The sequence below is a fragment of the Streptomyces sp. NBC_01520 genome (assembly GCF_045040375.1).
Lineage (GTDB): Bacteria > Actinomycetota > Actinomycetes > Streptomycetales > Streptomycetaceae > Streptomyces.
This window is the reverse complement of record NZ_CP109404.1, coordinates 6557190-6583088: the sequence shown is the minus strand read 5'-3', so window position 1 is coordinate 6583088 and position 25899 is coordinate 6557190. Positions and strand designations below refer to the sequence as shown.

Below are 25899 nucleotides of genomic sequence, written 5' to 3'. Positions count from 1 at the left end.
CCGCTAGTCCACGATCGCCATCTCGCGCGACGTGGTGTTCAGCCGCCGGCCGCCGTCCTCGGTGACCGTGACGATGTCCTCGATGCGGACGCCGAAGCGGCCCGGGAGATAGATACCGGGCTCCACCGAGAAACACATCCCGGGCACGAGCGGCTGCTCCTCACCCTCGATCATGTAGGGCGGTTCGTGGGTGGTGACGCCGATGCCGTGTCCGGTGCGGTGGATGAAGCGCTCGCCGTAGCCGAACTCGGTGATCACGGCGCGCGCCGCCCGGTCGATGTCCTGGCAGGCCACCCCGGGCCGCACCGCACGGAAGCCCGCCTCCTGCGCCTCCCGTACGACGTCGTGCACCCGCTGCTCCTCGGCGGTGGGTTCGCCGACGTGGACCGTACGGGAGGTGTCCGAGCCGTAACCGTGCTTCAGGCCGCCGAAGTCGAGGACGACCATGTCGCCCCGCTCGATGGTCCGGTCACCGGCCTCGTGGTGCGGACTCGCACCGTTCGGGCCGGAGCCGACCACGGTGAAGTCGACCTGCGAGTGGCCGAACTCCCTCAGGAGGGCGGCCAGATCGGCGGCGACCTCGGTCTCCCTGCGGCCGGAGAAACGGACTTTGACGATTTCTTCGTACGTGGCGTCGGCCGCGGCACCCGCCGCCGTGAGCCGCTCCAGCTCGGCCGCGTCCTTGACGGCACGCAGCATCGGCAGGGCGGCGGTGAGCGAGGCGTAGGAGGTGTCCGGGAGGCGCTGCTGCAGCGCGAGCAGGTGCAGCGCCCAGGTGTTGTCGCTGACCCCGAACCGTCCCTCGCCGTCGAGCAGTCCGGCGGTCAGGGCGTACGGATCCGAGGCGTCGCTCCAGTCGCTCAGGGTGAGGGCGCGGGCTCCGGTCGCGCGTTCGGCGTCCGGGGCCTCCAGGGCCGGGACGACGAGGACGGGGTCGTGGCCGGCCCGCAGGACGAGGAGGGTGAGGCGCTCGGTGTCCGCGGTCGGCCGGTAGCCGGTGAGGTGGACCAGGTCGGGGCCCGGAGCCACGAGGACGCCCGCGAGCCCCGCGGCCTCGGCCGATTCGGCCGCGCGGACCATCCGGGCCCGGTAGTCGTCGGCGGTGAAGGGTACGGGCTGGCCGGGGCTGGGCATGTGGACCTCCTGGCGGGGCGACGTGGCACACAGCATCCTGCCCGTACGGTCCGCCGGGCGCGACCAGGCTCAGGGCATGTCGCCGACCCGTACGACGAGATCGGCCCGGTCACGGCCGCGCTCGACCAGCCGGGCGTTGGGTTCGTCGGAGACGGCGACCCAGCGCTCGGCCTGCGGACGTGGCTTGCCGAACCGCACATGGCGTTCCACGAGCCTGCGCACCCGCAGGCCCGGATCGGGGTCGAGGAACCACACCTCGTCGAGCAGTCCGCGCACCGCCGCCCACGGTTCCTCGTCCAGGAGGAGGTAGTTGCCCTCGGTCACGACGAGCGGGATGCCGCCGGGGACGGGCACGGCCCCGGCGATCGGCTCCTCCAGGCTCCGGTCGAACGCGGGCGCGTACACCGGACCGGGTCCCTCGGGTTCCGCAGCCGCCGGAGCAGGGCCACGTATCCGGCGGCGTCGAAGGTGTCCGGGGCGCCCTTGCGGCCGGCCCGGCCGAGGCGGTCCAGCTCGGCACCTGCCAGGTGGAAACCGTCCATCGGGACGAGGACCGCGCGTCCCTCCAGGGAGTCGACGAGCCGGGCGACCAGAGTGGACTTCCCGGCTCCGGGCGCTCCCGCGATGCCGAGGACGTGGCGGGTGCCGGGGACGGCGAAGCGGCGGGCGCGGGCCGTCAGCTCGGCGAGGTCGGTCGTGTCCATGCAGGGCATTGTCCCCGGCGCGCACCGGACGGCGTTAGTGTGGCGCCGAGCAGTGTTACGTATAACTAGTCTGTGCCGGACGCGTCGTCGTCCCCTCCCCGTGCCGAAGGATCACCATGTCCCGCATCGCCCTGGTCACCCTGGTCGTCCACGACTACGACGAGGCCCTCTCCTTCTATACGGACGCCCTCGGGTTCGAGCTGGTGGAGGACACCGACCGGGGTGACGGTTCACGCTGGGTCGTCGTGCGTCCGCGCGGCACGGGGGGCACGGGTCTGCTGCTGGCCCGGGCCAAGGACGCGGCCCAGTCCGGGAGCGTCGGGGCGCAGACGGGCGGCCGGGTCGGGTTCTTCCTGCACACGGAGGACTTCGCGGGCGACCACGAGCGGATGCGGGCCGCGGGGGTGCGCTTCCTGGAGGAGCCGAGGCACGAGGTGTACGGCTCGGTCGCGGTCTTCGAGGACCTGTACGGCAACCGGTGGGACCTGCTTCAGCCCGCCTGAGTCACCCCGCTCTTCCCGAACGGCACCGGGCCTTGCCATGATCGCCGCATGGCAGCAGAGGGCACGGCTCCGGTGTACGAGGCGCGGTACGGCATGGACCGCAGGAATGTGGGGGTCCTGGCCGTGTCCGCCCTCTTCACCGTGATCCTGGTGCTGGGTGACTTCACGCCGGTCCAACGGGTCCTGGGGCTCGTCCTGTTCGGCGGCGGCGGCGTGCTCATGGCTTTCACGGCCATGAGCCGCAGGGTGGCGTTCCGGGTGGACGGGACCGGGGTGCTGCTCGGCGGGTCGCCCGCGCGTCACCTGGCGACCACGGCCCATGTCCCCTGGGAGGACATCACGGCCGTCGTCCTCTGGCAGCAGCATTCGGCCGAGGGCATCCCCTGGGTGGGGGTCGCCCGCCGCCCGGACGCGGGCCCGCTGCCGGGCCCCGGCCAGGGCCGGGCGGCCCGGGCCACGATGCGGGCCCTGGCACCGGGTGTCCCCGCCGACGTGGCCCTGGCCTCACGGGCCGTCAGCGGCTGGCACCTCGACCGGGACGCGCTGGCCGCCGCGGTCGCGTACTTCGCCCCGGGCGTCCAGGTGGTCGACGCGGGGTGAGGCGTGCGCCCGGTAGGGCCGACAGACCCTTGCTTCCGGCCGCACGCGGTTCAGGGCGCGGCCCCTACGCCGGTCCGGCTGCCGCCGCCAGCGCGTCCAGCACCGGCTTGATCAGCGGGTGCCCCTCGGCGCCCTGACGTACCGCGGCGAACACCCGCCGGGTCGGGGCGCTGCCCTCCACCGGTCGTACGACGACACCCCCGAGCTCCGTGCCGCGTAGCGCCGAGCGGGGCACCAACGCGACCCCGGCGCCCGCGCCGGCCAGTGCGACCACCGCGTGGAAGTCGTCCGACGAGTGCTCCAGGCGGGGTACGAATCCGGCGTACTCGCAGGCCAGGACGACCACGTCGTGGCAGGGGTTGCCGGGGTACGGGCCGATCCACGGGTCCCCGGCGAGGTCGGCGACGGCGACGTGTTCCTGGCCGGCGAGGCGGTGGCCGACCGGCAGCACCGCGTCGAAGGGCTCGGAGTACAGCGGCACCCGGGTCAGCCGCCGGTCGTCGTCACCGGGCGCGCCACGGTATTCGACGGCGACCGCGACATCCACCTGCCGGTCCAGCACCATGGGCACGCTCGCGTCGCCCTCGGCGTCCTGCACCCGGACCCGGATGCCGGGGGCGGTGCGGGTCAGTTCGGCGATGGCGGGGGCGAGGACGAGGCCGATGCCGGTGGCGAACGCGGCGACGGTGACCGTCCCCGCGACGCCCGCGTCGTAGTCGGCGAGTTCCGCCTCGGCCCGCTCCAGCTGGGCGAGCACCAGGTTGGCGTGGGTCAGCAGGATCTCCCCCGCCGCAGTGAGCCGGGCGCCCCGCGCACCGCGCTCGACCAGCCGGTGGCCGGTCTCCTGCTCCAGGGCGGCGAGCTGCTGGGAGACCGCGGAGGGAGTGAGGTAGAGCGCGGCGGCTGCCGCGGTCACCGTGCGGTGGTCCGCCACCGCACGGAGAATGCGCAGCCGCCGTGCATCGATCATGCGCTCATTGTCCCAGGTCGGCGGAGACCGGCGACTACTCCCCCAGGGCGACCCGCGCGTCGACGAACGCGTTCACGGCGCGGTTGACGTCGTCGGTGGAGTGCGCGGCGGAGAGCTGGACGCGGATGCGCGCGGCACCCTGCGGGACGACGGGGTACGAGAACCCGATCACGTACACACCGCGCTCCAGGAGCAGCTCCGCCATCCGGCCTGCCTTCGCCGCGTCCCCGATCATGACGGGGGCGATGGCGTGGTCACCGGGCAGGATGTCGAAGCCCTCCTCAGTCATCCGGGAGCGGAAGAGCGCGGTGTTGGCGTTGAGCCGCTCGCGCAGGTCGCCCGCGGCTTCGAGCAGGTCGATGACCTTGAGGGAGGCGGCGGCGATGACCGGGGCGAGCGAGTTGGAGAAGAGGTACGGGCGCGAGCGCTGGCGCAGCAGTGCGACGATCTCGGCGCGCGCCGCGACGTAGCCGCCGGACGCGCCGCCCAGTGCCTTGCCGAGCGTGCCGGTGATGATGTCGACGCGGTCCATGACGCCGTGCAGCTCGGGGGTGCCCCGGCCGCCGGGGCCGACGAAGCCGACGGCGTGCGAGTCGTCGACCATGACCATGGCGTCGTAGCGGTCGGCCAGGTCGCAGATCTCCGCGAGCGGCGCGACGTAGCCGTCCATGGAGAAGACGCCGTCGGTGACGACGAGCCGCCGGCGGGCCCCGGAGGCCTCCTTGAGCTGCTGCTCCAGGTCGGCCATGTCGCGGTTGGCGTAGCGGTGGCGCTTCGCCTTGGAGAGGCGGATGCCGTCGATGATGGAGGCGTGGTTGAGGGCGTCGGAGATCACCGCGTCCTCGGGGCCGAGGAGGGTCTCGAAGACTCCGCCGTTGGCGTCGAAGCAGGAGGAGTAGAGGATCGTGTCCTCCTGGCCGAGGAAGGCCGAGAGCCGCTGCTCCAGCTCCTTGTGGACCTCCTGGGTGCCGCAGATGAAGCGCACGGACGCGAGGCCGTAGCCCCAGCGGTCGAGTGCCTCATGAGCGGCGGCGACGACTTCGGGGTGGTCGGCGAGGCCCAGGTAGTTGTTGGCGCAGAAGTTGAGGACCTCACCGGCGCGGCCTCCGGAGGTGACGCCGACGGTGGCGGACTGCGGGGTGCCGATGACCCGCTCGGGCTTCTGGAGTCCGGCGTCGCGGATCTCGTCGAGGGTGGTGCGCAGGTCGTCGCGTACGGAGTCGAACATGAAGGATGTCTCCCAGGTGGTTACGGGCCGGGGGTACGGGGTGCGGGTCAGGCGGACCAGTCGAGCAGGACCTTGCCACCGAGGCCGCTCGCGGCGTCGTCGAACGCGGCCTCGAAGTCGCGGTATCCGTACCGTCCGGTGATCACGGGGGCGAGGTCGAGGCCGCCCTCCAGCAGTACGGACATGGCGTACCACGTCTCGTACATCTCACGGCCGTAGATGCCCTTGATCGTGAGCATCGAGGTCACGACGCGCGACCAGTCGACGGGGAATTCGCCGGCCGGGAGTCCGAGCATCGCGATCCGGCCGCCGTGCGTCATGTTCGCGATCATGTCCCGCATCGCCTCGGGGCGGCCGGACATCTCCAGGCCGATGTCGAAGCCCTCGCGCAGGCCGAGGTGGCGCTGGCCGTCGGCGATGGTCTCCTTGCCGACGTTCAGGGCGAGGCTGACGCCGACCTTCCTGGCCAGCTCCAGGCGGGCCTCGCTGACGTCGGTGATGACGACGCTGCGGGCGCCGGCGTGACGGGCGACGGCGGCGGCCATGATGCCGATCGGTCCCGCGCCGGTGATCAGCACGTCCTCGCCGACCAGCGGGAACGACAGCGCGGTGTGCACGGCGTTGCCGAACGGGTCGAAGATCGCGGCGACGTCGAGGTCGACCTGGTCCCGGTGCACCCAGACGTTGGAGGCGGGCAGTGCCAGGTATTCGGCGAACGCCCCGTCCCGGCCGACGCCGAGTCCGAGGGTGGAGCGGCAGAGGTGGCGCCGTCCGGCGAGGCAGTTGCGGCACTTCCCGCAGACCAGGTGGCCCTCGCCGCTGACCAGGTCGCCGACCTTGATGTCGACGACGTCGGAGCCGAGGTCGGCGACCTCGCCGACGAATTCGTGGCCGAGGACGAGCGGGGTGCGCACGGCCTGCCGCGCCCAGCCGTCGTAGTCACGGATGTGGAGGTCGGTGCCGCAGATTCCGGTGCGCAGGACCTTGATCAGGACGTCTGCGGGGCCGATCTCGGGCTCCGGCACGTCCGTCAGCCAGAGTCCCGGCTCGGCCTTCTGCTTCACGAGTGCCTTCACGGCTGCGGCTCCCTGTACCTGGTCCTGGTGAATACCCCGGGCCGGGGGCATGCCGAAGGCGGCCTGCGGCCCGGGGTGACTGGGGGTACGGCGGACGGGGCGGCTCGGATCGGCTCCGCGCACGGCCCACTGGTCCTTTCCGCCGTCACGGAGACTGTGCCGCACCCCGGCCCTCCAGGTCCATCGAGGATTTCTTAAGCGCTGCCGTAGATCTTCTTCAGACCTTCGCGTACGGCCCCAGCCAGCGGGCCCTGCCGTCCTCGATCCGGTAGAGGAACATCCCCGTTTCGCTCCGCACCAGGCGGGGGCCGTGGAAGGCGATGCGCCGGCTGATGCCCTGGTGGTCGAGCAGGAGAAGCCGCTGGGCGACGCCGCCCCGCTCCGCGTCCGTCGCGCTGGTCGTCTCGGCGGCGCGGGCGATCAGGCCGACCGCGTCGTACGCCTCGGCGGACCAGCGGCCGGGCGGGGCGTCGAACCGGGCACGGTGGGCCACGGTGAACGCCTTCGCGGCCGGGGCGGCCGAAGGGTCGGTGTAGGCCTCCGAGAACACCCACCCCTCTCCGGCGTCCCCGGCGTCCCGGAGGAAGGCGGGAGCCAGGACGGGGCCGGTGGACAGCGGCGTCCCGGTGAATCCGGCGTCGGCCAGGGCGCGGGCGCAGCGGGCGCCCCGGGTGGGCAGCCCGCCCGCGTAGACGACGGTGTCCGCGCGGGCGGAGACGGCCGACCGGGCGGCGGGGCCGAAGCCGTCGTCAGCCTTGACGGTGTGCACGGTGACGGTGGCTCCGGTCAGGGCGACATCGCGGAACACGTCCGTGATCGGCCAGCTGCCCGCCGGGTCGGCGCCGTCCTCGATGACGTGGATCCGCCGGGCCGGCCTGACGTGGACGACGTAGTGGATCAGGCCCGTGGGGAGCGCTTCGTCGAGCGGCCGGATCACACACACGGACTGGGAGGTTTCCAGGTCGGTGAAGGTGCCGGCCGCGACGACGACCGCGGCGAGGCGGCTCTCGCCGTAGCGGGTGACGACTGCGCCGGGCGTGCGGTCCGTGGTGGGGCCCACGACGGCCAGTACCTTCGGGTCCGCGGACAGCCGGCCGGCGACCCGGAGGGCGCCTTCGGTGGTCCCCGTGTCGTCCTCGGTGCGCAGGGCCAGCCGGAAGGGCGCGTCGGTACGGGCGTTGTGGGCCGCGACGGCGAGCTGGGCGCCCCGCTGATGGGCGAGGCCGGTGGCTCTGCCGGGTCCGCTCATGTCGGCGTGCAGGCCGATGGTGTGCGTGGGCCGGGGGCCGGATGCCGGCGACCGGCCGCCGGACGCGTCCTCACGCCGGCCTGCCAGCCACGCGGCGGTGCCGCCGCCGCTCAGCAGGACGGCCCCGGCGGCTCCCGCGACGAGCACGCGGCGCCGGGAGGGCTGCCGCGCGGGCGCCGGGTCGACGACCGTGGGGAGGGGTTCGGGGTCCGGCAGGGTGAGCGCGGCGGAGGAGCGTTCGGCGATCAGCGCGGGGAGTCCGGGCACCGACCACGCCGTCTCCCCCGGGTCCGCGAGCCGCTCCGCGGCCTGTGCGGCGGTGGGGCGGTCCGCCGGGTCCTTGGCCAGGCAGGCCGTGACCGTGCCGAGCAGTTCGCCGGGCAGGCCGTCCAGGTCCGGGTCCTCGTGAACGGTCCGGAAGAGGACCCCCGCCGCCACGCCCTGCCCGAAGGGGCGGTGTCCGGTCGCCGCGTACACGAGGACGCAGCCGAGCGAGAAGACGTCCCCGGCGGGTCCCGACTCTCCCGCCGACGCCTGTTCGGGGGCCAGGAAGCCGGGTGTGCCGATGACCGCGCCGGTCGCGGTGAGGGCGGTGGCGCCGTCGTGGCGTGCGATGCCGAAGTCGATGAGCCGTGGCCCGTCGAGCGCCAGGAGCACGTTGCCGGGCTTGACGTCGCGGTGGACGAGACCCGCCTCGTGCACCGCCGCGAGGGCCACGGCCAGCCGGGCGCCGAGGGCCCGCACGGTGCTGACCGGCAACGGCCCCTGCACATCGACCGCTTCGGCGAGCGAGGGACCCGGTACGAATTTGGTGGCCAGCCAGGGCTCACGGGCCTCGGTGTCCGCGCCGGTCACGGGGACCACCCAGGGTCCGGCGATCCGCCGGGCCACCTCGGCCTCGCGCCGGAAACGTGCGCGGAATCCGGGGTCGGCGGCGTGCTCGGCGCGGATCACCTTCAGGGCGGCCAGTTCGCCGCCGGGCGAACGTGCCAGGTACACGACGCCCATGCCGCCCGCCCCGAGCCGGACCAGCGTGCGGTACTCACCGACGGCCCGGGGATCCTCGGAGGTGAGCGGCCGCACGTCAGCTCCCGGCCTTCGGCGCCGGGCCGACGAAGCGGTAGCGGCCGTTCTCGACCCGGTACAGATACGCGTCCTTGCCCACGAGGATCTGCTTCTCGTCGAAGGCGTACGTCCGGGAGATCCCCTTGTACGTCGACCTGGCGATCCGTGCCACGAGTGCGGTCCGTGAGGGCCGTTCCGGAAAGGCCCCGAGGGCGTCGATGACGAGCCCGGCCACGTCGAAGGCCTCGGCGGCCCAGTGTGCGGGCGCGGAGCCGAAGCTCCTGCGGTGCGCGGCGGCGAACTCCTTCGCGGCGGGTGCGGTCGCGTCGGTGTACGGGGCGGTGAACTCCCATCCGGTGGCCGCGTCGCCCGCCTCCTCGATGAACCCGGGGCCCATGGCCGTGTGCATGGCCATCCGGGGCCCTTCGAACGGGGTGGCCGCGAGTGCCTGTGCGGTGCGCGCGGCACCGGCCTCGTCCCCGGCGTAGAAGAGGGCGTCGCTCTTGTTCGCGAGCATGTCGGCGATGACCGGGCCCAGATCCCGCGCGCCGGCCGGCACAACCCTCGGATAGGTGGTCCCGGTGGTGAGGACCGGGGTCAGGAGGTTGGCCCCGTAGCCCCCCGTGTAGGCGGCCAGTCCTCCGGCACGGTCGAGCAGCACGCCGAGGCGTTCGACGTCGGGCCGCAGCACGAGCCTGGTGATGATCGGCTGGGTCAGGACGACGTACGAAGGGGACGCCTGGAAGAAGGACTTCTTGGACCGGGGGGCATAGGCGATCGCCAGTGAGGACACCGTGATCAGGGGCAGCATCGCCTCGTCGTAGACGCTCAGGACGGCGCCGGTCTCCGCGTCGCCGGTCGGACCGATGACGGCGAGCACGTCACGGTCGCGGGCGAACTCCTCGGCGGCCTTCACCGCCCGCGCGGGATCGCCCCGGTCGTCGAGCACCTTGAGCTGAAGCGTGTAGGGCTTGTCCTTACGGGAGTTGAAGCGCTCGACCGCGACGCGCGCCCCACGCTCCTGAGCCTTGCCCGCCGCCTTCCGTGCCCCGGACAGATCGGCCTGCACCCCGATGATCCAGGCCCGTTCGCCGGACTTCGCCCCGCCGGCGCCCTCGTCGTCGCGCAGCGCCTCCCAGGCGGCGAAGGCGCCGCCGCCCGCCACGACGACCGCCCCGGCGGCCGCCAGCGAGAGGAACCGGCGTCTGCCCGGCGGTCCGGGCGCGGGCTCGTCGGCGATGGTGGGCTCGATGCCGGGCAGGGCGAGCATCGCGGCGGACCGGTCCGCGATCAGCCGTACGACGTCCTCGGGCAGCCACTCGACGGACCCGGGCGAGGCGTCCTCGACGATGCGCTCGTCCAACTGCCGCGCTGTCGGCCGGTCGGCGGGGTTCTTGACCAGGCAGTCGGCGAGCAGGGCGCGCAGTTCGGCGTCGTCGATCCCGTCGAGGTCGGGTTCGTCGTGCACGGTGCGGTACAGCAACGCGTCCACGGCCCCGCTGCCGTAGGGCGGCCGGCCGGTGGCGGCGTACGCGAGGAGACAGCCGAGGGAGAACACGTCGCTCGCGGGCCCGGGCACCGTACCGCCCCCGGAGGCCTGCTCCGGCGACAGGAAGCCGGGGGTTCCGACGACGAGATCGGTGGCGGTGAGCGCGGTGGCGTCGCCCGCCCGCGCGATCCCGAAGTCGATGAGCCGGGGGCCGTCGGCGGTGAGCAGGACGTTGCCGGGCTTGACGTCCCGGTGGACGAGTCCGGCCGTGTGTACGGCGGTCAGGGCACGGGAGAGCAGCCTCGCGAGGACCCGCACGCTGCGGAGGGGCATCGGGCCGCAACGGGCGACCGCCTCGGCGAGTGAGGGGCCGGGGACGAACGCGGTGGCCAGCCAGGGGCGTTCGCCCTCGGTCTCGGCATCGATGACCGCGACGGCCCAGGGGCTGCGGACCTTGCGTGCCGCCTCGACCTCGCGGCGGAACCGGGTCCGGAATTCGTCGTCCCCGGCGTACTCCGGGAGGATCACCTTGATCGCGGCGGTCGCTCCCGCGTCCGTACGGCCGAGGTAGACCACCCCCATGCCGCCGGCGCCGAGGCGTCCGAGCAGCCGGTGGGCGCCGATGCGTGCGGGGTCGGTGGGCCGGAGCTCGTCCATCGGGTGTCCTCAGCTCTGCTTCTCGACGGCGGACTCGATCCGCACCAGCATGGTGCTCAGTCCCTGGATCACCAGGCCGGAGATCTCCTCCTCGGTGCGCCCCTCGGCGCCCCTGCCCGTCGCGGCCACGGTGAACTGCAGGCTCTGCGCCTGCTGCCAGAAGTACGCGTGCGGGCCGCCCAGCGCGGTGCTGGAGTACTCCCCGGACTCGGTCAGCGAGTCCTCCGACGTGGACTGTCCGCCCTCCCCGCCCATCAGCGCGCCCGAGATCATCGAGCCGATCCGCTCACCCTGCTGCAGTTGCTGGGTGGGGCAGCGCATCGTCTCCTCGATCGACTCGGCCATCTCCCACCGCGCGTCGTCACGGGTGCGGTGGACGGTGACGACCGCCGAGAGCCGCACGGGCCCCCTGCCCTGCGCGGCGGGCACCTCGAAGGACCGGGTGAGGGTGGCGAGGACGTTGCTCGCGGGCTTCTCCTGGTGCCAGGCGCAGTCGCTGCCGAGGACCGGCCAGGTGGCCGGATCGCTTTCGTACGGGCTGCGCTTCACCACTCCCGGGCCGAAGCTCTCGGGGTCCGCGATGACCCGGCCGATGAGGTCGAGCGCGGCCTCCCGGTCCTTGGGGAGCCTGGTGGGATCGGCATCGAGGACCGGGGTGGGGGTCGGGGACGCCGTGTCCTTGCCCGGTACCGCTGTCGAGGCGTCCGCTCTCCTGGCGGCAGAGGTGCTGTCGTCCCCGCTCGAACAGGCCGCCAGGAGTGCCAGCGGGGCCAGAATCGGAATGCCGTACCGGTGTAACGGCCTTAACTGCCTCACGAGTTGATGTCCCCCATCTTCGAGTCCCCCATCTCCGAAGTCCCCGTCTCCAGGACGCCGCTCAGATCATAGGAGCAGCCGTCCGCCCCGCACGAAGATCCGGCGAACTGTTGCGCCGGTGCGACAAGCGGGACACGGGTGTGACGAAACGGGTTCCGCGCGCTCAGGGGCGGGGCCAGGGGCGCCCGTCGAGGTTCTCGATGTCGGTGTTGAAGCGCTTGAGGTACGCGGCGAAGGCGGCGACCTCCTCCGGGTCCCACGCGGCCAGGACCTTCTCCAGACCGTGGACGTTCGCGGACCGCTCGGCGTCGAGGCTGCGCCCGCCCTCATCGGTGATGCGGAACTTGCGGGCGATCCCGCCGTCGGGGTCCGGGATGCGCTCGACGAGCCCGGCGCGCAGCATGGCGGCGGTCTGCCTGTTCAGGGTGGAGGCGTCCAGCCCGAAGGCGTCGCTGAGCTGCCCGATGGACATCGGGCCCTCCATCCGGATGCGGCTGAGCAGGGTGTAGGCGCTGCGGTCCAGGTTCTGGTTGTTCCGCCTCAGCCGGGGTGCGCTCAGCTGCACGTGCCGCCCGAGCAGCATGGTCTCGAACTCGATCAAGTGCGTGGGCTTGTCCATGGTCCTTCTCTCGACCGCCTTCACCGTGCGCCGGGTCTCTCAACTGCAGATATACCATCACGGCGAAATGCCCCGCGTCAGCCTCCCGGTCACGCGGGCGCACCCGGGCGCCGAGAACCGGCCGGCGGCGGCCCACAGAACATTTATGTATTTTGACATAGGTATCTCGGCATACCTACACTGGGGGACATGCCCCACTCCACCGCGCCCTCCCAGGACGTCGACCGCGTAGCCTCCGCGCTCGTGGCCGTCCTGCCTGTGCTGCAGCGGAGCCTTGAGCGGCATGTCGGCCGCGAGTTCCCGCATCCGCGGCTCCCGGAGGGGCAGCTCGCCCTGCTGTTCCTCGTCGAGGAACATGAGGGCATCACGGTCCGGGAGTCCGCCGAGGCACTGCTGATGAAGCCGAACAACGTCAGCGCCCTCGTCTCCCAGCTCACCGAGTCGGGGCTGCTGGAGCGCAGGCGGGACACGGCCGACAAGCGGGTCGCCCACCTGTACACCACGGCCACCGCCCGGGAACGGCTCGCCGAGGCGCGGCTGCTCCAGGAAGGCCATGTGGCGGGCGCCCTGCACACCCTCACCGACGGCGAGCTCGATGCCCTCGGTGCGGCTCTGGGTGCGCTGACGTCGCTGAGCGGGCGGCTCCGCACCCCCGCCGGCTGACACCCCCTCGCCGTCCGGTCAGGGGCCCGCGTCCTCACGAGGACCCGGGCCCCTGACCGCTGCCGGTCCACGTCCCCGCGGCCGGGCGCCCCCGCGTACTGACGCGACACGCCTTCTCCGCACCCCCGAAGTACGTACACAGACAAGGCGTTTCCATGTCCTCCACGACCGTGGACAAGTCCCCCCTGCCCTCGGAAGCTCCTCCGGACGCCCCGACGGGCAGGCGCGCGAACCCCTGGCTGACGCTGATCGCCGTCGCCATCGGCCTCTTCATGGTCAACCTCGACGGCTCGGTGGTCTCGATCGCCAACCCGGAGATCGGCCGGCAGCTGAACGCGTCCACCGCCGACCTGCAGTGGGTCACCAACTCGTATCTGATCGCGATGGCCGCGTTCCTGATCCTGGGCGGCAAGCTCGGCGACCGGGTCGGACGGCGCACGTTCTATCTGATCGGCACCGCCGGATTCACCGTGGCGTCGGTCGCGATCGCCCTGTCCGGTTCGATCGAGGGCGTCATCACCTTCAGAGCCCTGCAGGGCCTCTTCGGGGCGCTCCTGATCCCGAACACGCTCGGTCTGCTGCGCGCGGTCTTCCCGCCGCGGAAGTTCGGCATGGCGGTGGGCCTGTGGGCCATGGTCGCGTCCTGCTCCACGGCGCTCGGTCCGATCGTCGGCGGACTCCTCGTCGAACACGTCAACTGGGAGTCCGTCTTCCTGATCAACGCGCCGATCGGTGTGGTCGCGCTCGCCTTCAGCGCCTTCGTCCTGCCGAAGAGCAAGGACTCCACGGGCCACCACCGCTTCGACGTACCCGGCGTGGTCCTGCTCGCCGTCGGACTCGTCTCGCTCGTCTTCGGCGTGGTCAAGGGCGAGACCTGGGGATGGACGTCCGTCGGCACCCTGGGCGCGCTCGCCGGGGGGCTGGTCGTCCTGGCCGCCTTCTGCTGGTACGAGACCCGTGTCCAGCACCCGCTGCTGCCGATGCGGCTGTTCCGCAGTCCTGCCCTGACCATCGGCACGCTCGTCACCGCGATCAACTTCTTCGTGCTGCTCGGCGTGATCTTCTTCCTGATGATGTACCTGCAGAACGTGCGCGGTTTCACCCCCGTCGAGGCCGGTGTCCGCACCCTGCCGCTGAGCCTGGCCACGGTGGTCGCGTCCCCGCTCGGGGCCGCACTGACCCAGCGCTACGGCCCGCGTCTGACCATGCCGCTCGGCATGCTCCTCCAGGCGGCGGCCTCCGTCTGGATCCTCACCTGGGACGCGGACTCCTCGTACGCCGCCCTGTGGCCGCCGTTCCTCGCGATCGGTCTGGGCGTCGGCATGGTGATGTCCGCGTCCTCCGACGCGATCGTCGGCAACGCCCCCAAGAGGGACGGCGGCGTCGCGGGCGGTCTGCAGGCCACCGCCCTGCAGATCGGCGGCGCGCTCGGCACGTCCGTGCTGGTCTCCCTGATCAGCGGCAAGGTGGGCTCCACCCTCACCGGTGAGCTGACCTCCGCCGGTGTCCCGGCACAGACGGCCGCCGGTCTGGCGGAGGCCAAGGACGCCGTGGCGATGGGTGTCTCACCGGTCTCCGGCGACATGCCCGCCCAGCTGAGGGCAGCCGTCGTCGAGGGCAGCGGCAACGCGTTCATGAACGGGGTGCACAGTGCGGTGATCGTCACCGCGGTCCTCTGTGTCGTGGGCGCGCTCCTGGCCGGGTTCGGCCTTCGGCGCGGCGCCGGACCGGTCGACGCCGGGCACTGACACTCCCGGTGGTTCCCGGCCGCGATGCGTGGACCGGCGCGAGGGCGTCGGCCCGCGCATCCGCGCTCGGCGCGGGGATGGTTCAGGCTTCCTGGGGCGCGGGCTCCTTGCTCGTGGCCCCGGCCGTCCTCGCGGAACCGGACGTGAGGATCGGGGCCGTCAGGCAGGCGACGACACAGAAGGCCACCGGCAGGAAGAAGGTGAGGTTCAGCGGCATGAAGTGGGTCATCGGCCCGATCACCGCGGGGCCCGCCAGGATGCCGATGTAGCCGAGGCCCGCCACGCGCGAGACGTTCGTGCCCGCGGCGGCCGGATCGATGTGGCCCGCGGCGCTGAAGAGCTGCGGGATGGTGCCGGACAGACCGGCACCGAAGACCGTCCAGCCGATCAGGGCCACCGGGATCGTGGGCGAGAGCGCGGCCAGGACGAGTCCGGCGGCCGCCGCTCCGGAGCCGTAGCGGAGGATCGCCACCGGGCCGAAGCGCGCGGCGAACCGGTCGGCGAGCAGACGGCCGACGGTCATGGCGGTGGCGAAGGCGCCGTACGCGAAGGCAGCGGTCGACGGGGAGGCGTCGAGCACGTCCTTGAGGTGCAGGGCGCTCCAGTCGCCGGCCACGCCTTCGGAGAGCATCAGCATGAGGGCGAGCGCCGCCATGATCCAGATGCGGCGCGGTACGGGGCGCCTGGCGGACTTCGGACCGGCGTCACCCTCGGCACCGGTGCCGGCCGGGGCCGCTTCCGGGGGCATGAGCGCCGGCACGGTGGCCAGGGTGACGACGAGGCTGAGCGCGGCCATGGCGGTGAGCGTGACCGCGGGGCTCCAGTCCCGGCCGAGGGTGAAGGCGCCGACGAGTGCCGCGAAGACCCCGCCGATGGAGAACATGGCGTGGAACGCCGACATCACGGGCCGGCCGTAGCCCCGTTCGACCTGCACGGCGTGGGCGTTCATCGCGACGTCCAGGCATCCGGTCGTGCAGCCCAGCGCGAAGAGCGCGGCGCCCAGGGTCCACGGGCCGGTGGCCAGGCCGGGCAGGACGAGGGCGGCGCAGGACAGCGCGGAACTGACCGGTACGACCTTGCGGGCGCCGAAGCGGTCACTGAGCGGGCCGATCAGCTGCATCCCCGCGAAGGCCCCGCCGCCCAGGAGCAGGAGGAGCCAGCCGAGGACGGCGTGGCTGATATTCACCCGCTGCTCGATGGTGGGGATGTGGACGATCCACATGCCCAGGACGAAGCCGCAGAGGGTGAAGTAGACGAAGGTGGCCAGTCGGCCGACCCGCAGAGATCTTTCCATGCGCGCCAACCTAACAAACAGATTTTCTGAGCGTAACTTTGTTTTACGCACACTTCTGGTGTTCACTTTGCTCCATGGCGAGCGCAGACCGACTGAAGCAGATCACGCACGCGGTCCTGGAGACGGGCCGCAGAACAGTCGCGGAGCTGGCCGCGCTCACCGGTGCCTCGGAGATGACGATCCGCCGTGATCTGGAGACGCTGGCCGGTCAGGGTGTCCTGGAGCGGTACCGGGGCGGGGCGCGGAGCCTGGTGCTGCGCGGCGAGGAACCTCCTTTCGCCCTGCGGGCCCGGGAGGGCCTGGAGACCAAGCGGCGCATCGCGGCCGAAGTGGCCTCGCTGATCACGGACGGTGAGTCGGTGGTCGTCGACAGCGGCACCACCTGCCTGGAGGTGGCCCACGCCCTCGCCCACCGCCGGCTGACCGTGATGCCGCTGTCCCTGCACGCCGCCAACGCCCTGACCGGGGAGACCGGGTTGACCCTGCTGCTGCCCGGTGGCCGGCCGCGCCCCGGCGAGCTCGCGCTGACCGGACCGCTGACCGAGGCCTCCCTGGCCTCACTGCGCTTCGACACCGCGGTGATCGGCTGCTGCGGACTGACCGCCGCCGACGGGCTGACCGCCTACGACCTGGAGGACACGGCGGTCAAGCGGGCCGCGATCGCGTCCTCCCGCCGTGTCGTCGCCGTGGCCGACGCCGCGAAGCTGTCCCGCACCGCCCTCGCCCTCGTCACCCCGGCCCCCGGGCTGCACACGGTCGTGACGGACACGGCGGCTCCCGGCGACGAGGTGGAGGCACTGCGCGCGCTGGGTGTGGACGTACGGGTGGTGTGAGTGCCCGACCGCGGCCTCGGATGCGCGGGCGCGGGTTGCAGGTGTGCGCAGGCGCGTATGACTGCCCGACCGCGGCCTCGGATGCGCGGGCGCGTACAAGTGCCTGCCCCGGTTCCAGATTTGCGGGCGCGCTCAGGAGGTCTTCAGCAGGAACGCCCTGATCGCCTCACTCAGCCGCTGCGGCTGGTCCTCCGGGATCAGGGTGTAGCTGTCGGCGATCTCCACCAGCTCGCCGCGGGGCAGCAGCTCGGCCAGCGCACGCCCGTGGGCGAGCGGCATGACCTTGTCCTCGGTGGCCCAGACGACGAGTGCGGGGCGGTCGAATTCCCGCAGCGCCTCGGCCCATCCGAGGAGTTCCTCCTCGGGCGGCACCCCGAGTACGTACGCCCTGAGGTCCCGGCGGATCGCGGCGGAGGTCCACAGGGGCCGGAACCAGCTGTCCATCACCTCGGGCGGCACCGGGCGTTTGCTCATCCACCCCCAGGTGACGGGGAGTCTGCGCATCGGCTTCAGCTTCAGCAGGGCGAAGGCGAGCCGGAGGCCGCCGGGCAGCTTCGCCGAGGCGTACAGGTTGCGGCCGGGCAGGCCGGGCGGGAAGTTGCCGAACGCCTCGCAGGACGTGATCACCAGCCTGCCGATCCGCTGGTCCCGCCCGTCCGCGACGAGGGCCTGCGCCCCACCCCAGTCGTTCATGACCAGCGTGACGTCCCGCAGGTCCAGCGCCTCCAGGAACTCCGCCACCAGCCGGGCGACTCCAGGGACCGTCAGATCGGCGTCCGGGCGCATCGGCCGGCGGTGGGAGCCCAACGGCAGCGTGGGCACGACGCACCGGAAGCCGGAGCGCAGCTCGCCGACCACGTGGCGCCAGAGCGAACCGTTCATCGCGACGCCGTGCAGCAGCACCACCACGGGCCCGTCGCCACCCGTGTCCTCGTACTCCACCACTCCCGCGGACAGCAGCACATCGGTCATACCGGCCAACCTAGACCCGCGTCGCCGCCCGGGCACGGCGGCACGGCTCAGGACGACAACGAGAGCGTGCGGCCCGGGCCTTGATAGCGTCGCCCGAGCGACTACGGACCGCTCCCTCGCGGAGTTGTGACCGCGGTGGGCCCGGACGGACGTGGCATGGATAAGGACCTACGCATGAGCCTCGCGCAGTTGCACTACACCTCCGGTACGGCCGGGGACGGGGAGCCCGGCGGCCGGTTCACCGCCGTCGACCCCGCGATACCCGGTCCGGTCCGCGCCGAGGCCGGACCGCTGCTCGCCTACGAGGCTCCGGCGGGCACTCCCGGGCGCCTCACCGACACCGAACTCCGCGCGCTGCCCGTCGCGTTCAGCTTCACCGCGCTCTCCGACGGCAGCCATCTGCTCAGTCGTACGGTCGCCGCCGGTACGGGTGGCTTCCACGCGCACGCCGTCCATCTCCCGGCGGGCACGCCGCCGCCCGGGCAGGCGCTCCCGGTCGCCGCGTGGGGGGCCGCTGGGTGGCTCTCCACGACGCCGGACCGTGCGCTGCCCGACCCGCTGACCTCGCTGTCCGCGTCCCACAGCCTCTCGCGCGGTCTGTCCCGCGAAGGGCTGGGCGACTTCGCCGTGTCCCGCAGCCCGTGGCTGGCCGCCGTCCTGAGCGATCTGCGCCGGGTGAGTGAGGACGGGTCCGCACCGCCGGTCGTGCTCGTGGAACGGCAGAGCGCGGATGTGGCCCGGTGGGTCGCCCTGGCCACCGCCGTACTGCCCCGGGAGCACGCCGAGCGGCTGACCTTCACCACGTACACCCGGCATCCGGGGACCATGTCGCACCAGGTCCTGGGCGTCCTTCCGCAGGACGCGCCCGACGCGCGCGACCCCCGCTTCCGGGTGCACGCCGCCACGGGGCCGCGCCCCGCCGGGACGGTGGACGACGCCTGGGCGGGAACCGCCGCGCGCATCTGGCGCAGCCGGGCCCCGGAGCTGTTCCGGGACGCGGCCGAGCTGCCGGGCGAACCCTTCGCCGCCGGTCCGCTCGCCGTGACGGCGCTGGGTGCGGGCATCGCGCTCGGGTCGAACGAGCGTGCCGCGGCGGCGGACTGGGCGGCCGGCCGGCCGTACGCGCTGGACGAGAAGCGGACGCAGCAGCTGACCGAGGCGCTCACGGCGCCCGCCGACGACCGTACGCCCGCCGAATGCGCCGCGGCGCTGCGGCTGCTCACAGCCCTCGACGGCCGCTGCCCGGCCGCGGTCACGGCTCCGCTGGCCGCGCTGTTGGTGACGGAGGCGGTGCGGGGTGGCGACGTCACGCTCGAACCCCCGGCGCGTTCGGCGTTCGCCGAACCCGCCGGGGAACGCGCGGCCGCGGCGCTGGTCGAGGAGCTCGGGGACGAACTGCTGGCCGAACTCGCCGCCGGGGTGCCCCGGGGTGTGGCCAGGACGGTGCAGTTGCTGCGGATCGTGCGGCTGCTCGACGTGGACTGCGAGGAACTGCTGCCCGGGGTCGTGCACCGGCTGGCCCGTGCGCTGCTCGACGACCCGGAGACCGGCGGGTGCCGCGCGCTGCTCGACCTGCTGGACGAGCAGTTCGACGTACGTACGGCACTGCTGGGCGAGCTGGACCGGCTCGCTCCGGACGACCCGGCGGGGACGGAGCGGCTGCTGGGCCAGGTGGCGCTGCCGTTCACCGGGACGCAGGCGCTGCCGCATCTGCGGATGTGCGCGGAGGCGCCCGGGGCCAAGGCGCGCGGGGCGGACCGGGTGATGGTCCTGCACACGGTGCTGCGGGCCGCGGGCATGTCCCCGTTCGCCGAGCCGCTGGTGCTGCGCACGGCCGTGGGCCTGGTGTGGGGCGAGGACACCCCCACGGCGGGAGAGGCCCGTTCGCTGCTGGGCGAGACCACGTCCGACGCCCACCGGACGGCCGGCACCTGGGCGCGCCTGGTGGATGCCGCGCTCGGCGCCCCCTTCGAGGACGAGGACGCCCCGGAACTCGCCCACGACCTGCTGCGCAGCTTCCCCCAGGAGATCGGCGCCCGGGTGCGCGCCTCCCTGCTGCTGCTGGAATTCGCCCGCGATGTGCGCTCCGGCGCGACGGAGCCCGGCTGGACGGAACGGGCCCGCTCCCTGCGCGCCCTCGCCGAACCGGTCGAGCCCCTGGTCCTGGAGCACGCCTACGGCGCCCTGGCCCGACGGCTGCTAGCCCCCGACCGCCCCGAGGCGGAGCTGTACGCATTCGTACACAGCAACGACGAGGACCTGATCGCGGCTTACGGCCGGGTCGCCCACCGCGAGGAGATCCTGACCCGGCTGCGGGACGAACCCTCGTACGTGGCGGACTGCTTCACCGTATGGACCGCCCACCCGCACGCGGGCGACACCTGGACCCGGACCCGCACCACCCTGCTCGACGAGGTCCTGCGCCCCGCGGTGCGCACCCTGTCCCCGGAAGGTGTCACGGCGGTGGAGGCGGCCGTCGAACGCGGCGGAAGCAGCCGCACCCTCGACGCCTTCCGTACGTGGAACCGGCCGTCCCGCTCGATCGGACGCCTCGGCAAGCGGATCGTGGGGCGGGTGCGCAGGGGGTGACGACAGGGAGTAGTTGCATGTGCGCACGACGGCAATGCCGACTCGGTTAGGCTGTCGCGCGGCCGGGCACGACCACCCGGTCACCTGCGGAACCTTCGGGGGAACGAAGTGAAGTTCGATGATGTCGTCAACGCGCCCGTCGGCAAGCTCAAGTCCGCCGCCGACGACTGGTCGGACATGGTCACCAGGCTGGAACAGCTCGCCGATGACGCCCGGACCGGCCTGAAGGTCAAATCGGACAAGGCCGAATGGGAGGGCGTCAACGCGGGCGTCACCAAGGCCTTCATCACGAAGACCGCCAAGGAATTCGAGGACGCGGCGGCGGAGGCCAAGGGTATAAAACTGCTGCTCGCCGATGCACACACCTCTTTCAAGGCGGCCAAGGACGCGCTCGTCACCATCAGGGACGTTGAGGGGCCCGGGGCCGGCATCGTGGTGAGCGCCGCCGGCAAGGTGTCGCCCCGGTACGACCTGAAGGACGACGCGGGGGCGCGCAACGACCCCGACTACCCGGAGGCCCTTCGTAAGCAGAAGGCCGCGGTGATCGCCTGGCAGAAGCGCGTCGACCGGCTCGTCGAGGACTGCTCCGACGCCGACGAATCCCTGAATCGGGCCCTGATGGCAAACGTCAAGGACAGCAAGGACTTCAGCGCACCCACGTACAAGAGCCTCGACGCGGAGCAGGTGGCCCGCGCGGCCGACCTGATGAAGAAGGTCACGGGTGAGGGCGGCACCGCTCGCAACGTGGAGGCGCTGAAAGACCTCGAAGACATCATCGACGACAACCGCGACGACCCCGAGTTCGCCACCGGCTTCTACCGGAAACTGGGAGCCGAAGGGACGCTCGAGGCCTACACGAAGATGTCACTGGACTCGACGGCGCTCGGCCCGGCCGGCCAGGACCGGGTGAACATGGTCCGCAACATGCAGAGCGACATGGGCGCGATGCTCGGCCTCGCGACGCAGACATCGACGCCGAACCATCTGGACGCCACCTGGACCACGCAGCTCATGAAGGCGGGCCGTAAGGAGGTCGACGTGTCGGGCTTCGCGGGCGTCGGCACCCAGGTGTACGGCTACCAGGCCCTGGGGTCGCTCCTCAGGGAGGGCACGTACGACAAGGACTTCCTCACCACGGTCGGCCGCGACATGGTGGCGATGGACAAGAAGAACCCGGAGATCTGGGCCCAGAGCCTTCCGTACGACCAGAAGATGGCCATCAACCTCGACGAGACCGGCGGCAAGGGCTTCAACCCGATGACCGGCCTCATGGAGGCGATGAGCAAGAACCCCGCGGCGTCCACGGAGTTCTTCAACGAGCAAATCCGCGAGGACACCAACAAGGACGGCATCGTGACGCTGTCGGACGCCGAGATCAAGGGCAAGGACGCGCAGGGCGTGGTCGACTACATGCTCGACAGGAAGCCGACGGACGACTGGTACGACACGGCCGTCGGCGGGGAGTTCACCCCCGGCCAGACGGCCATGGGCAACGCCCTCGAAGCGGCGGTCACCGGCCGCGTACCGGGCGACGACGACGCGCCCCCGGTCTCGCACTCCAAGGCCATGGGCGATGTGATGGAGAAGGTCGTCGAGAAGATCGGCACGAACCCCGAACTGGTGACGGCGAAGCCCGGCGACCCGCCCGGCCCGCTCAACGGGCTCTCCCAGCAGTTCGGCAACATGGCCGCCGAGTACATGCCGGACCTGCAGGCCACGGCGGAGAACGGCGCGGGCCAGATCAAGCCGTTCGGAGAACTGGCGGAATTCGAGAAGTCCCAGATGGCAGGATTCCTCGGGGCCGTGGCCCAGGACCCCCAGGCCTACGGCGCGATCACGAACGCACAGCAGGCTTATACGACGGCGTTGGTGCATGACGTGTTCCAGCACCCCGAGAATCACGGAGACACCGGCCTGGCCGTGCAGAATGCCGTTTATCCAGGAGGGGAGATCGCGGGCATGATGACCGAGGCGAAAGCCCAGGCCGTTCACGATACCGCCACTCACAAGGCGGAAGAATACGTCAAGGGCGTGGAGGACAACGCGAAGTGGACCAACCGAATTATTTCCGCCGCCGGCGCAAAGTACGTTGAAATGATTCCACTGGGTGGTGACGTGGCGGGATGGATACAGGAAGACGTCACCGCTTCCGTGATGGAGAGCGCTAAGTCCGACGACTCGGAAGCACGCCGCGATTCGGGGACAGCCTACGCTCAGGCCGAAGGCGCAGCCAAGGACGCAGCCGCCGCCGCCGTGGAATCGGGGGCAAAGGGGTCTGGCCTTACAAGCGAGGAGATCAACGAATACAAGGGGGCGGCCTCCACGCATACAAGCTCGGCGCATTCGACTGGCCGCGATCTCGTAGCCAGCTCACGCCACGAGGGAAGCTGATCATGTGCTCGATCAGAAACATGACCACAGCGGCCGTGGCCCCGGTGCTCCTTGTCGCAGCCTTGACGTCCTGCTCGAATGACGAGACGAAGGCCGCTCCGGAAATCCCCGAGCGAATCTGTTGGGGCGCCTTCGCCGGCGATGACGTCACACCTCTCCTGGGTACAGGCGATGAGGCCACCCTCCGCACGGACCCCGCGTTCGAGCTGCCCAAGGACCGGGACAAGGTGAGCTGCTCGCTCAGCATCGACGGCAACCCGGGATTCTCGGCGTCCGCAGACCTGTGGGACTACGAGAAGAACATCGACTGGACAACCTACGAGCAGGAAGGCACCTCGAGGCTCGACGTGGGAGATAAGGGCCGCATCTGGCCTTCCGGGTCCGCAACGTATTTCGAATGCGAATCCCCGAAATCCCCATCCGGACCGGGCCGTTACGTCGCCCTCAGTCTTTTTGTCCACGACTCACCGGATCAGAAGAAAGTACGTCGCGCCCTGCCGAAACTACTGAAGCAATTCATGACGTTCGCACAGCGGGAACTCGACTGCCGGTGATCAGTGAACAGGATCGGGAACAGCTCGACGATACTGATGCTCGCCACCCTCACCGGCTGTTCCGAAGGTGAGACCAAAGCCGTCCCGGAGCTGCCCGAGCGACTCTGCTGGGGCGCCTTGCCGCCAGGTCCGTCTCGCCGCCTTCGCGCAGCGTGAGCTGAAATGCGCATGACCCGTGACGCGGCCCGCCCGATGCACGGCGGCCCCCTCCGCAGGAAAAGGGCCGCCGCACACCGGCTCAGACGTTCGGCACCTTGAGTCTGTCCCAGCTGGCCTTGCCCGGGATGCCGTCCGCGCCGGTTCCCGAGTAGCCCAGCTTGCGCTGCCACGCGGCGTACGACTTGCGGTCGGCCTCGGACCAGTCCGGGCCGGGGCCGACCTCGTACTTGCCGCAGCCCTCGGCCACCAGTCTCTTCCCCATCGCCGTGATGACGGCGCTGCGCCGGCCGGCCCGGAAGAACGCGGCTCCGGGGAACGGCTCGTACTTCGCCGGGGGTTTGGGGGCGGGCGGCTTCGTCGGGCCGTCCGGATCGCCTGCGAGGCGTGTCTTGACCCTGCCGCGCATCGAGTCCATCGTGAAGCCGCGCGGGTCGATCTTTCCCGGCTGCCACTCCTTGTGGCCGATCACCGAGCGTTGGTTCCAGCCGTGGGCCCTGCAGATCGCGGCGGCCGCCTTCTCGATGGCCTCCAGCTGGGCGGCCGGCCACGGGTCCTTGCCGTCACCGAGGTTGACGCACTCGAAGCCGTAGAAGGAGCGGTTGCCGTCGGTGTTGGCCTCGTTGTCGGCGGGCAGTGCCGTTTCGTTGATCACCGCGCGCAGGACGTCGTCGTCGCCGAGCCCGGCGTGGTTGGCCCGGCCGTGGCCGACCAGGTGGACCGAGCCGTCCTTGGCGATCACTCCGTGGCACAGCGGGCCCGGCAGGCTCGAATGGCCGTTGTAGCAGAGGTCCACGGAGCTCTGCGTGCCCGAAGTGACGGTGTGATGGATCATCACCCCGTGCACGGGGCCCCAGGAGCCCTTGTGGTTGCGGTTGTGTGTGCGCCAGCTCCGGTGCTCGACGACCTGCAGGCCCTCGTCCCGCAGGGCCTTGAGCAGTCGGTCGGCGGACAGGGGCGTTGCCATCGTGGTGCTCCTTTACCCAGGTGGTACGTCAGTTCTCGGGCTGTCCTTCGTCGTCCTGCCCCGCCGTCCGGCCGTCCGAACCGGCGGCCGCGCTTTCCGTAGCCTCCGCTTCCGCTTCGGCCTCCGCCTCCGCGGCGAGCGCCTGCTCGTCGGCCGCGGGGATGACGGCGGCCAGGGGTGCGAACGTCATGCGCAGATCCGCGACGGATCCCTCCCCCAGCACCCAGGCCAGCGGTGCGTAGTGGACCCTGATGCCCTTCGGGGACCGCAGGAGCGGGCGGCGGGCGGCGTCCGTCGGCCACTCGACACCGCCCGTCGCGGTGCGGGCCGGGACGGTCCAGTAGTCACCGGACCGGTAGGTCCTGCCCGGCTCGAAGTACACGAGTACGCCGTCCTCCAGCGGCAGCCAGCCGCCCTCCTCGATCCGGACCGCCCCGCCCCGCAGCTTCGCCGCGGACTGCCTCGGACGGCCCGTTCCGCCCGCGTGCCGGGATCCGGACCGCTGGTCCCAGCGCCGCAGGAACGGGTGGAGTTCCGGGCGTCGCCCGACCGAGGGGTGCGGCTCGTCGGAGAGGCGTACGCGCCGTCCCGGCAGGTCGATCTCCTCGACCCGCAGCAGCGGCAGCGGTTCGCCCCTGCTGGTGTAGCCGGTGTCCACGAACTCCACCTGGTCGCCGACGTCCAGGCCGAGCTTGTCGTCGTTGCCGAGCGATGCCAACTCCACCCAGGTCCCGTCGAGTCCGTCCACCGGGAGTGTCACGGAGCCGTTCTCCCGGGACCACTTGAAGGTGGCGTCCTTCGCCGGGCCGCCCTGGTGGATCTCCACGCGGTACATCTGGTTCTCCGGGCCCCGGTAGCGGGCGTCCGGCTCCACCAGGCAGGGGGCGTCGTCCGCGTGCTCGGGCCGCTCGCCGCGTGCCGCCATCCGCGCGGTGGGCGCCTGTGCCGCCGTCCATCGCGCGAACGCCTCGCGGACCTGGTCCTTCGTCGCCCCGTCCTCCAGCTCCAACTGCGTGCCGGGCAGCGGCAGCACCTGCCAGACGGTCCTGATCCGGGCCGCCGTGTCGGGCATCGCCGGCCCGAGCGCCACCTCGCGCAGCAGCGGGTCCTCGGCCGCGGTCACCGAGCGCTCCCACACCTTGAGGCAGGCGAGGTACGGGAACTGGGTGGGCAGCCGGTCGCCGGGGCGCTCCGGGTCCCGGTGGCCGTCCGGCTGGTCCCAGTAGGTCCAGGTCGCCGGGGTTTCCGTATCGTCGGCGGCGTCCTCATCGGCCGGTACGCCCGGTTCCGGGCGGGTCGCGTCCAGCAGGATCCCGTCGACGTAGTAGCGGCCGCCGCCCAGCGAGAGGTCGTCGAGCTCCCGGCTGCCGCCCAGGAACCCCACCTCGAATCCGGTCGCGCCGAGCGGGCCGCCGTGCTGCCCGATCAGGTCGGCGGTGGTGGTCCGGGCCCGGTGCAGCTGGATCGCGGCCTGTTCGTTGGCGTCGGCGTCCAGCTGGACCCGGCCCTGTTGGGCGAGGACCGCCGCGTAGTGCCGGTCCGGCCGGAAGGTGTCGCGGGAGAGATCTGCGTGCATGGGAAGGGGTCCCCCTCGGAGGTACGTCTGTCGGAAGAGATCGGGG

General features: G+C 71.9%; 20 protein-coding genes and 1 pseudogene. 8 read left to right on the top strand and 13 right to left on the bottom strand.

Annotated features, from left to right (window positions below; all coding sequences use genetic code 11):
- Positions 1 to 3: 3 nt before the first annotated feature.
- Together OG524_RS29655 and OG524_RS29650 are read right to left on the bottom strand one after the other, a co-directional pair.
- On the bottom strand, positions 4 to 1134 hold the full coding sequence (locus OG524_RS29655) for an aminopeptidase P family protein (protein WP_405387649.1): 1131 nt from the start codon (positions 1132 to 1134) through the stop codon (positions 4 to 6).
- A 69-nt stretch (positions 1135 to 1203) separates the two neighbouring features.
- Positions 1204 to 1847: pseudogene (locus OG524_RS29650) on the bottom strand (nucleoside/nucleotide kinase family protein).
- 107 nt (positions 1848 to 1954) lie between these two features.
- On the opposite strand from OG524_RS29650, the gene OG524_RS29645 reads away from it, so the two are divergent.
- Both OG524_RS29645 and OG524_RS29640 read left to right on the top strand, forming a co-directional pair.
- Complete coding sequence (locus OG524_RS29645) at positions 1955 to 2341, top strand: VOC family protein (RefSeq protein WP_405387651.1); 387 nt, start codon at positions 1955 to 1957, stop codon at positions 2339 to 2341.
- A gap of 48 nt (positions 2342 to 2389) precedes the next feature.
- Entirely contained in the window at positions 2390 to 2941 is a 552-nt protein-coding gene (locus OG524_RS29640; RefSeq protein ID WP_405811992.1) for a hypothetical protein, read from the top strand.
- Positions 2942 to 3005: 64 nt separating this feature from the next.
- On the opposite strand, the gene OG524_RS29635 is transcribed toward OG524_RS29640, so the two are convergent.
- The 7 genes from OG524_RS29635 to OG524_RS29605 form a co-directional block, all read right to left on the bottom strand.
- Positions 3006 to 3911 (bottom strand): LysR family transcriptional regulator, encoded by a 906-nt coding sequence (locus tag OG524_RS29635; RefSeq protein ID WP_405387653.1) that lies wholly within the window; start codon positions 3909 to 3911, stop codon positions 3006 to 3008.
- Between the two features lie 34 nt (positions 3912 to 3945).
- Positions 3946 to 5139 carry a glycine C-acetyltransferase gene (locus OG524_RS29630; RefSeq protein WP_405387654.1) on the bottom strand — a complete coding sequence of 398 codons (1194 nt, stop codon included), beginning with the start codon at positions 5137 to 5139 and terminating at the stop codon, positions 3946 to 3948.
- Between the two features lie 47 nt (positions 5140 to 5186).
- Entirely contained in the window at positions 5187 to 6215 is a 1029-nt protein-coding gene (gene tdh / locus OG524_RS29625) for an L-threonine 3-dehydrogenase (RefSeq protein ID WP_405387655.1), read from the bottom strand.
- 217 nt (positions 6216 to 6432) lie between these two features.
- Positions 6433 to 8547: a bifunctional serine/threonine-protein kinase/ABC transporter substrate-binding protein gene (locus OG524_RS29620; protein WP_405387656.1), complete on the bottom strand. Its 2115-nt coding sequence runs from the start codon at positions 8545 to 8547 to the stop codon at positions 6433 to 6435.
- Position 8548: 1 nt separating this feature from the next.
- Positions 8549 to 10675 carry a bifunctional serine/threonine-protein kinase/ABC transporter substrate-binding protein gene (locus OG524_RS29615; protein ID WP_405811991.1) on the bottom strand — a complete coding sequence of 709 codons (2127 nt, stop codon included), beginning with the start codon at positions 10673 to 10675 and terminating at the stop codon, positions 8549 to 8551.
- A gap of 9 nt (positions 10676 to 10684) precedes the next feature.
- Positions 10685 to 11491 (bottom strand): hypothetical protein, encoded by an 807-nt coding sequence (locus OG524_RS29610; RefSeq protein ID WP_405387658.1) that lies wholly within the window; start codon positions 11489 to 11491, stop codon positions 10685 to 10687.
- A 163-nt stretch (positions 11492 to 11654) separates the two neighbouring features.
- Positions 11655 to 12110 carry a MarR family winged helix-turn-helix transcriptional regulator gene (locus tag OG524_RS29605; RefSeq protein WP_405387659.1) on the bottom strand — a complete coding sequence of 152 codons (456 nt, stop codon included), beginning with the start codon at positions 12108 to 12110 and terminating at the stop codon, positions 11655 to 11657.
- Positions 12111 to 12299: 189 nt separating this feature from the next.
- On the opposite strand from OG524_RS29605, the gene OG524_RS29600 reads away from it, so the two are divergent.
- On the top strand, positions 12300 to 12773 hold the full coding sequence (locus OG524_RS29600; RefSeq protein WP_405387660.1) for a MarR family winged helix-turn-helix transcriptional regulator: 474 nt from the start codon (positions 12300 to 12302) through the stop codon (positions 12771 to 12773).
- Between the two features lie 155 nt (positions 12774 to 12928).
- The gene (locus OG524_RS29595; RefSeq protein ID WP_405811990.1) at positions 12929 to 14521 is read left to right on the top strand and encodes an MFS transporter; all 1593 of its coding nucleotides are present in this window, start codon (positions 12929 to 12931) and stop codon (positions 14519 to 14521) included.
- Positions 14522 to 14603: 82 nt separating this feature from the next.
- Here the strand turns inward: OG524_RS29595 and OG524_RS29590 are convergent, their stop codons facing one another.
- Positions 14604 to 15815 carry an MFS transporter gene (locus OG524_RS29590; RefSeq protein ID WP_405811989.1) on the bottom strand — a complete coding sequence of 404 codons (1212 nt, stop codon included), beginning with the start codon at positions 15813 to 15815 and terminating at the stop codon, positions 14604 to 14606.
- A 74-nt stretch (positions 15816 to 15889) separates the two neighbouring features.
- Between OG524_RS29590 and OG524_RS29585 the strand changes: the two genes are divergently transcribed.
- Positions 15890 to 16648 (top strand): DeoR/GlpR family DNA-binding transcription regulator, encoded by a 759-nt coding sequence (locus OG524_RS29585; RefSeq protein WP_405387663.1) that lies wholly within the window; start codon positions 15890 to 15892, stop codon positions 16646 to 16648.
- 132 nt (positions 16649 to 16780) lie between these two features.
- On the opposite strand, the gene OG524_RS29580 is transcribed toward OG524_RS29585, so the two are convergent.
- Positions 16781 to 17620 (bottom strand): alpha/beta fold hydrolase, encoded by an 840-nt coding sequence (locus tag OG524_RS29580; protein ID WP_405387664.1) that lies wholly within the window; start codon positions 17618 to 17620, stop codon positions 16781 to 16783.
- Positions 17621 to 17794: 174 nt separating this feature from the next.
- On the opposite strand from OG524_RS29580, the gene OG524_RS29575 reads away from it, so the two are divergent.
- From OG524_RS29575 to OG524_RS29565, 3 genes are all read left to right on the top strand, one after another.
- Complete coding sequence (locus OG524_RS29575) at positions 17795 to 20209, top strand: GTPase-associated protein 1-related protein (protein WP_405811988.1); 2415 nt, start codon at positions 17795 to 17797, stop codon at positions 20207 to 20209.
- Positions 20210 to 20317: 108 nt separating this feature from the next.
- A complete protein-coding gene (locus OG524_RS29570) occupies positions 20318 to 22600 on the top strand; it encodes a hypothetical protein (protein WP_405811987.1) in 2283 nt (760 codons plus the stop codon).
- A 20-nt stretch (positions 22601 to 22620) separates the two neighbouring features.
- Complete coding sequence (locus tag OG524_RS29565; protein ID WP_405811986.1) at positions 22621 to 23154, top strand: hypothetical protein; 534 nt, start codon at positions 22621 to 22623, stop codon at positions 23152 to 23154.
- 238 nt (positions 23155 to 23392) lie between these two features.
- Here OG524_RS29565 and OG524_RS29560 read toward each other — a convergent pair whose 3' ends face one another.
- Together OG524_RS29560 and OG524_RS29555 are read right to left on the bottom strand one after the other, a co-directional pair.
- Positions 23393 to 24277 (bottom strand): peptidoglycan-binding protein, encoded by an 885-nt coding sequence (locus tag OG524_RS29560; RefSeq protein WP_405387668.1) that lies wholly within the window; start codon positions 24275 to 24277, stop codon positions 23393 to 23395.
- Positions 24278 to 24305: 28 nt separating this feature from the next.
- Positions 24306 to 25853, bottom strand: a complete 1548-nt coding sequence (locus OG524_RS29555) for a DUF6519 domain-containing protein (RefSeq protein WP_405387669.1) — start codon at positions 25851 to 25853, stop codon at positions 24306 to 24308.
- Positions 25854 to 25899 lie beyond the last annotated feature (46 nt).

Coding starts and splice junctions, on each gene's coding strand:
- OG524_RS29655 (WP_405387649.1), bottom strand. CDS start 1,134: ATGCCCAGCCCCGGCCAGCCCGTACCCTTCACCGCCGACGACTACCGG.
- OG524_RS29645 (WP_405387651.1), top strand. CDS start 1,955: ATGTCCCGCATCGCCCTGGTCACCCTGGTCGTCCACGACTACGACGAG.
- OG524_RS29640 (WP_405811992.1), top strand. CDS start 2,390: ATGGCAGCAGAGGGCACGGCTCCGGTGTACGAGGCGCGGTACGGCATG.
- OG524_RS29635 (WP_405387653.1), bottom strand. CDS start 3,911: ATGATCGATGCACGGCGGCTGCGCATTCTCCGTGCGGTGGCGGACCAC.
- OG524_RS29630 (WP_405387654.1), bottom strand. CDS start 5,139: ATGTTCGACTCCGTACGCGACGACCTGCGCACCACCCTCGACGAGATC.
- OG524_RS29615 (WP_405811991.1), bottom strand. CDS start 10,675: ATGGACGAGCTCCGGCCCACCGACCCCGCACGCATCGGCGCCCACCGG.
- OG524_RS29605 (WP_405387659.1), bottom strand. CDS start 12,110: ATGGACAAGCCCACGCACTTGATCGAGTTCGAGACCATGCTGCTCGGG.
- OG524_RS29600 (WP_405387660.1), top strand. CDS start 12,300: ATGCCCCACTCCACCGCGCCCTCCCAGGACGTCGACCGCGTAGCCTCC.
- OG524_RS29595 (WP_405811990.1), top strand. CDS start 12,929: ATGTCCTCCACGACCGTGGACAAGTCCCCCCTGCCCTCGGAAGCTCCT.
- OG524_RS29590 (WP_405811989.1), bottom strand. CDS start 15,815: ATGGAAAGATCTCTGCGGGTCGGCCGACTGGCCACCTTCGTCTACTTC.
- OG524_RS29585 (WP_405387663.1), top strand. CDS start 15,890: ATGGCGAGCGCAGACCGACTGAAGCAGATCACGCACGCGGTCCTGGAG.
- OG524_RS29580 (WP_405387664.1), bottom strand. CDS start 17,620: ATGACCGATGTGCTGCTGTCCGCGGGAGTGGTGGAGTACGAGGACACG.
- OG524_RS29575 (WP_405811988.1), top strand. CDS start 17,795: ATGAGCCTCGCGCAGTTGCACTACACCTCCGGTACGGCCGGGGACGGG.
- OG524_RS29565 (WP_405811986.1), top strand. CDS start 22,621: ATGACCACAGCGGCCGTGGCCCCGGTGCTCCTTGTCGCAGCCTTGACG.
- OG524_RS29560 (WP_405387668.1), bottom strand. CDS start 24,277: ATGGCAACGCCCCTGTCCGCCGACCGACTGCTCAAGGCCCTGCGGGAC.
- OG524_RS29555 (WP_405387669.1), bottom strand. CDS start 25,853: ATGCACGCAGATCTCTCCCGCGACACCTTCCGGCCGGACCGGCACTAC.